Source organism: Bradyrhizobium sp. CCBAU 51745 (assembly GCF_028128715.1).
Classification (GTDB): Bacteria; Pseudomonadota; Alphaproteobacteria; order Rhizobiales; family Xanthobacteraceae; genus Bradyrhizobium; species Bradyrhizobium manausense.
This window is the reverse complement of sequence record NZ_LBJP01000074.1, coordinates 89,499-95,767: the sequence shown is the minus strand read 5'-3', so window position 1 is coordinate 95,767 and position 6,269 is coordinate 89,499. Positions and strand designations below refer to the sequence as shown.

Here is a 6,269-nt window from a genome sequence, read left to right as displayed (position 1 = left end):
CCGCCCGCTGCGGCCGCCACGCCGGCCCCGGTGCAGACCGCCGATCCCTTTGGCCAGGAGACCACGCTCGAGCCGAAGAAGGTCGTGATGATCAAGGGCACGGCCAATTGGGATTCGGCGTTCGACACCCTGGTCGACGCCTTCAAGGCGCTGAACGCGCTGCTCGACAAGCAGGGCATCAAGCACGCCGGCAACGCGATGATCGTCTACACCTCGACCGACGACACCGGCTTCACCTTCTTCGCCGAAATCCCTGTCGACCAGGATCCGAAGAACCTGCCCAAGGACATGAGCATCGGCAAATCGCCTGAAGGCAAGGCGCTGAAATTCGTCCATCGCGGCTCCTACGACAACATGGACAACACCTATGAGGCGATCACCAATCACCTCGACGACAAGAAGCTGGAAGCCAAGGACACGTTCATCGAGGAATACCTCACCGATCCGCTGAAGACGGCCGAGGACAAGCTCGTGATCAATGTGTTCGTGCCGCTGAAGTGAGACCGATGAAAAAGCCTGCCGTCCTCGCTGCAATCTTCGCAGCCACGATGCTGACAATGCCCGCACGCGCCGACGATTTCCCGTCCGCCATCTCCGTCAGCGGCGAGGCGATTGTCTCGGCGGCGCCTGACCTTGCGCAGATCGACGCCGGCGTTGCCAACGACGCCAAATCGGCCAAGGAAGCGTCCGATGCCAACAACGCGGCGATGGGCAAGGTGCTGCTGGCACTGAAGGGCGCCGGAATCCCGGAGAAGGATTACCAGACCTCGCGGCTGTCGCTGCAGCCGCAATATGCGCCGAACCGCTCAACCGGCGCTTCGCCCGTGGTCGGCTTCCGCGCCTCCAACCGCGTCACCGTGAAGATTCGCGACGTGACCAAGGTCGCTGGTGTCATCGACATCCTGGTCGGCGCCGGCGCGAACGACATCGGCAACATCTCGTTCGAGGTAACGCAAGCCTCCAAATTGCTCGACGATGCGCGCGAGCAGGCGGTCGCCGATGCCCGCCGCAAGGCCGAGATCTACGCCAAGGCCACCGGCGTCACGCTGGGCGCGCCGCTCAGCGTCTCCGAAGGCGGCGCGCCGATGCCGCTGTTCAAGGGGCGGATGACCGCCGCTCCAATGGCTGCTCCTGCTGCGGTTGCGCCGGGCGAGGAAACGCTGTCGGTGACGGTGAATGTGAGCTGGGCGATCAAGCCGAAAGAGCAGTGAGTCTCGTGTCCCGGCGCTGCGCTGCGTCCGGGGCACGAGCGGTATGTGAGGAGAGAGCTAAATCTCCACCACCTGCCCGGGCTTCATCGCCACGAACCGCTCCTGCGGAATCTTGGCGGCATCGAGCGCTTCCATCAGCGCCTTCGCCGGCGCGTCGATCGCTTCATCCGTCAGCTGGAATGTGCCGTGATGATGCCCGAGCGCTTGCTCGGCGCCGCAATCACCGAGCGCCTTCACCGCATCTTCCGGGTTCATGTGCTGGTCGCGCATGAACCAGCGCGGCTCGTAGGCGCCGATGGGGAGGATTGCCAGACGCAACTTCCCGTGCTTCTCGGCGACGCGGCGGAAATGGCTGCCATCGCCATAGCCGGAATCGCAGACCACGTAGATTTTGCCGGCCGGCGTCTCCAGCACAAAGCTCGCCCACAGCGCCTTGTTGCGGTCGAACATGCCGCGCGCGGTCCAGTGCCGGGTCGGCACCAGCGTCGCGGCGATGCCGCCGCCGAGCTCGACGCGATCGTGCCAGTCGAAGGCCTCCACCTTGATCGTCGAATCGTAGCTCCGCATCGTCACGTCGTTGCCGAGCGGGGTCACCACGCGCGGCGCAAAGTTCTTGGCGAGCCGCGACAGCGTCGCGATGTCGAGATGATCGTAATGGCCGTGCGAGACCAGCACGATGTCCACCTTCGGCAGCTTTTCGAAAGCGATGCCGGGATCGTTGTGCCGCTTCGGCCCGGCAAAGCTGACCGGCGAGACCCGCGAGGACCAGACCGGATCGACGAGGATGTTGAGGCCGCCGGCCTGGATCAGCCAGCTGGCATGGCCAACGAAGGAGAGCCGCACCCTGCCGCCATCGACGCGCTCGGGCGGCGTATCGGCATGAGGGCTCGGGGCCCACACAGGCCATTTGGCCCGCTCCCGCCCGCCGCTGAATTGCCAGCGCAGCACCTCGCGGAGCGATTTTGGCGGCGAGCCGTCCGGGTCGAAGAAATGCAGACCGTTGAAATGGTCGGAAACGGGGCCGTCATAGGTTTTCATGCTGGATATCCAGAGGGGCGGGACACCGATCAGCGCGCCGGCTCCTGCAAGCAGTCCGAACAGACGGCGGCGGGTGATTGGCACGGCGGGGCTCAGGGTTGGTCGCGGCGGTAAGACATCACCGGCTATATGGGCGGGGCCGCTGAAAAAGGAACCCGTCACCGGAAAGCGCCTGCTTTCAAGGCCTTATCCTGGAAACGGCATCCCGGCGCCCTAACTTTCCTTGACTTTTGGGCGCGAGCGGCGTTTAACCCGGCCACTTTCTCGGAAAGGCTTTCTTTTCGACCCGCCGACCGGCCCTGGAGGCCGGAGGTCAACGCCCGACAGCGCGATGCGCCCTCGGGCGTGAAGGTGTTTGGAAGATCACGTTCGAGAGTGCGGTCATCCCCCGCGAAGGCGGGGGGTCCAGTATCCCAGAGGCGGCTCGGCTTGAACCGAGGTGCCGCAGCGTACTGGATGCCCCGCCTTCGCGGGGCATGACAGCGGTGAGAGTAGCGGAGCGTTCTTCCCGTCGGAAGACAGCAACAGGACAACTTCATTGTTCGACAATCTGTCGGAACGGCTTGGTGGCATTCTCGATCGTCTGACGGGGCGCGGTGCGCTGACCGAAAAGGACGTCGACGCCGCGATGCGCGAGGTGCGCCGCGCGCTGCTCGAGGCCGACGTTGCGCTCGAAGTGGTGCGCAGCTTCACCGAACGCGTGCGCGAGCAGGCTATCGGCGCCACCGTCGTCAAGTCGGTCACGCCAGGCCAGATGGTGGTCAAGATCGTCCATGACGAGCTGATCAACACGCTCGGCGCCGAAGGCCAGACCATCGACGTCAATTCGGTGCCGCCGGTGCCGATCATGATGGTCGGCCTGCAAGGCTCGGGTAAGACCACCACCACCGCCAAGCTCGCCCGCCGCCTGGTCCAGCGCGACAAGCGCAAGGTGCTGATGGCCTCGCTCGACGTCTATCGCCCCGCGGCGATGGAGCAGCTCGCCGTGCTCGGCCGCGATCTCGACATTCCGACCCTGCCGATCGTGGCGGGCCAGCAGCCGCCGCAGATCGCAAAGCGCGCGCTCGAGGCCGGCAAACTCGGCGGCTACGACATCGTGCTGCTCGACACCGCCGGCCGCACCACGCTCGACGAAGAGATGATGGCGGAAGCAGCTGCGATCAAAGCGGCTGCGAACCCGCACGAAGTGCTGCTGGTTGCGGATAGCCTCACCGGCCAGGACGCGGTGAATCTCGCGCGCTCGTTCGACCAGCGCGTCGGCCTCACCGGCATCGTGCTCACACGTGTTGACGGCGACGGCCGCGGCGGCGCCGCGCTGTCGATGCGCGCGGTCACCGGCAAGCCGATCAAGCTGATCGGCACCGGCGAAAAGACCGACGCGCTGGAAGATTTCCACCCCGACCGTATCGCCGGCCGCATCCTCGGCATGGGCGACGTGGTCTCGCTGGTCGAACGTGCCGCCGCCAATATCGACGCCGAGAAAGCCGCGCGCACCGCCGAGCGCATGCGCAAGGGTCAGTTCGACCTCAACGACATGCGCGAGCAGCTGCTGCAGATGGCCAATATGGGCGGCATCAGCGGCCTGATGGGCATGATGCCCGGCATCTCCAAGATGAAGAACCAGATCGCGGCCGCCGGCATCGACGACAAGATTTTGAAGCGTCAGGTCGCGATCATCGATTCCATGACCCGCGACGAGCGCCGTCATCCGGATCTGCTGAAAGCGAGCCGCAAGAAGCGCATTGCTGCCGGCAGCGGCCAGAGCGTCGAGCACGTCAACAAGCTGCTGAAGATGCACCGGAACATGGCCGACGTGATGAAGGCGATGGGCTCGGGCAAGCGCGGCCCGCTCGCCGGCATCGCACAGGCGATGGGCTTTGGCGGCGGCATGAAGATGCCTTCGCCGGAAGAGATGAAGGCGCTGCAGGAGAAGATGGGCGGCGGCGGACAGTCTCTGCCCAGCCTGCCGAAGGATCTGCCGCCCGGACTTCGCAGCGGCCTGCCGAACCTGCCCGGACTGACCGGGCTGAGCGGCAAGCCGACGCTGCCGGGTCTCGGCGGCTTCCCCGGCAAGAAGAAATGAGGAATTCGTCGCTCGGGATCGGACCGGTCTCGTTCAACGCGGAATACCTATCAACCGAACAAAACGTACTTTGAAGGAGAACTGAATGTCCGTCGTTATCCGCCTCGCCCGCGCAGGCACCAAGAAGCGTCCCGTCTATCACGTCGTCGTCGCTGACTCGCGTTTCCCCCGCGATGGCCGCTTCATCGAGCGTCTCGGCTATTTCAACCCGCTGCTGCCGAAGGACAACGAGACCCGCCTCAAGCTCGACATGGACAAGGTGAAGGCCTGGCTCGCCAAGGGCGCACAGCCGTCGGACCGCGTGTCTCGCTTCCTCGATGCCGCCGGTGTCAAGAAGCGCGAAGCGCGCAACAATCCCGAGAAGGCCGTGCCGCGCAAGGAGCGCAAGGCGCAGGCCGAAGCCGCCGCGAAGGCTTAAGGGCTAGGCCATGTCGGCGCTGATCTGCGTCGCGCGGATCGGCGCCGCGCATGGCGTGCGCGGCGCGGTCAAATTGTGGACCTTCACCGAAGATCCCTTTGCCGTGAAGCGCTACGGTCCGCTTCTCTCCAAGGACGGCAAGCGCCAGTTCGAGCTGGCGCAAATCCGCGAAGCCCGGGATCATCTGGTCGCAACCTTCAAGGGCGTCGCGACCCGCGATGAGGCCGAGCGCCTCAACGGCATCGAGCTCTACGTCGCGCGCGAAAAGCTGCCCGCGACCGACGAGGACGAATATTACCACGCCGATCTGATCGGGCTCGCCGCCGTCACCACCGACGGCGACGCACTCGGCCGCGTGCTCGCGATCCATAATTTCGGCGCCGGCGACATCATCGAGATCGCCCGGCTCAAAGGCGCGACGATGCTGCTGCCGTTCTCCAACGCCGTGGTGCCTGAGGTCGATCTCAAAGGCGGCCGTGTCGTGATCGCGCTGCCGCAGGAGATCGAGGGGGAGGATCGCGATGCTCCCACCACGAGTCGTCCCGGCGAAGGCCGGGACCCATAACCACCAATCTCAATTTTTCGCTAAGCTAGTCGCTGCAGCCGCCGCAACACGACCGGCTGTGGCTATGGGTCCCGGCCTTCGCCGGGACGACGATGGAAACGATGACCAACTCCTTCCCCTGGCGCGCGACGGTGCTGACGCTGTTTCCGGAGATGTTTCCGGGGCCGCTCGGCGTGAGCCTGGCCGGTCGCGCGCTGGCCTCCGACCTCTGGCAGATCGAGGCGCGGGATATCAGGGCTTCCGCCACGGACCGTCATCGCAGCGTTGACGACACTCCCGCCGGCGGCGGCCCGGGCATGGTCCTGCGGGCCGACGTTCTGGCGGCGGCCATCGATGCCGCCGAGATCGGTCCCGAGCGCCCTCGCCTGCTGATGAGCCCGCGCGGTCGGCCATTGACCCAGGCTCACGTGGTGGAACTCGCCCAGGGCCCCGGCCCCCTCATCGTCTGCGGGCGATTCGAAGGGATCGACCAGCGGGTGATCGATGCGCGTGGCCTGGAGGAGGTCTCGATTGGCGATTACGTGCTCTCAGGGGGCGAACTCGCCGCGATGGCGCTGATTGACGCCTGCGTCCGGCTGCTGCCGGGCGTGATGGGCAAGGAAGCTTCGGGAGCCGAGGAGAGTTTTTCCGACGGCCTGCTTGAATACCCTCAATACACGCGGCCGCAGCTGTTCGAGGGGGTTCCGATCCCGGAAATCCTGACCTCCGGCGATCATGCCAAGGTCGCCGCCTGGCGGCGAGCGCAATCCGAGGCCCTGACGGCGGCCCGGCGGCCTGATTTATGGGCCCAAATCCCGCCCAAAGCCCCGAATCGGCCCGGACGCCAAAAAACGCCAAAAAACAAGACAGACGGGTGACAAACGCTCCGGCTTGCCTTATAGGAGCGGCCACATCCGCAATGGCTGGATAGACGAATTTCGCGCAGCCCCCGTTTCTAAAGGCTGGGCGCGCCGA

7 protein-coding genes are annotated in these 6,269 nt (G+C 65.4%); 6 read left to right on the top strand and 1 reads right to left on the bottom strand.

Annotated features, from left to right (window positions below; all coding sequences use genetic code 11):
* On the top strand, positions 1-501 hold a 501-nt coding region (locus XH98_RS19075), incomplete at its 5' end, for a GyrI-like domain-containing protein (protein ID WP_271619556.1).
* 5 nt (positions 502-506) lie between these two features.
* Complete coding sequence (locus XH98_RS19070) at positions 507-1,211, top strand: SIMPL domain-containing protein (protein ID WP_271619555.1); 705 nt, start codon at positions 507-509, stop codon at positions 1,209-1,211.
* A 57-nt stretch (positions 1,212-1,268) separates the two neighbouring features.
* On the opposite strand, the gene XH98_RS19065 is transcribed toward XH98_RS19070, so the two are convergent.
* On the bottom strand, positions 1,269-2,333 hold the full coding sequence (locus XH98_RS19065) for an MBL fold metallo-hydrolase (RefSeq protein ID WP_271599587.1): 1,065 nt from the start codon (positions 2,331-2,333) through the stop codon (positions 1,269-1,271).
* Positions 2,334-2,787: 454 nt separating this feature from the next.
* Between XH98_RS19065 and ffh the strand changes: the two genes are divergently transcribed.
* The 4 genes from ffh (at position 2,788) to trmD (ending at position 6,172) form a co-directional block, all read left to right on the top strand.
* Positions 2,788-4,332 carry a signal recognition particle protein gene (gene ffh, locus XH98_RS19060; RefSeq protein WP_271599586.1) on the top strand — a complete coding sequence of 515 codons (1,545 nt, stop codon included), beginning with the start codon at positions 2,788-2,790 and terminating at the stop codon, positions 4,330-4,332.
* 85 nt (positions 4,333-4,417) lie between these two features.
* Positions 4,418-4,750, top strand: coding sequence for a 30S ribosomal protein S16 (gene rpsP, locus XH98_RS19055; protein WP_057740692.1), 333 nt, complete (start codon positions 4,418-4,420; stop codon positions 4,748-4,750).
* 10 nt (positions 4,751-4,760) lie between these two features.
* Entirely contained in the window at positions 4,761-5,315 is a 555-nt protein-coding gene (gene rimM / locus XH98_RS19050; RefSeq protein WP_271619554.1) for a ribosome maturation factor RimM, read from the top strand.
* Positions 5,316-5,416: 101 nt separating this feature from the next.
* Entirely contained in the window at positions 5,417-6,172 is a 756-nt protein-coding gene (gene trmD / locus XH98_RS19045; protein WP_271619561.1) for a tRNA (guanosine(37)-N1)-methyltransferase TrmD, read from the top strand.
* Positions 6,173-6,269: the final 97 nt, after the last annotated feature.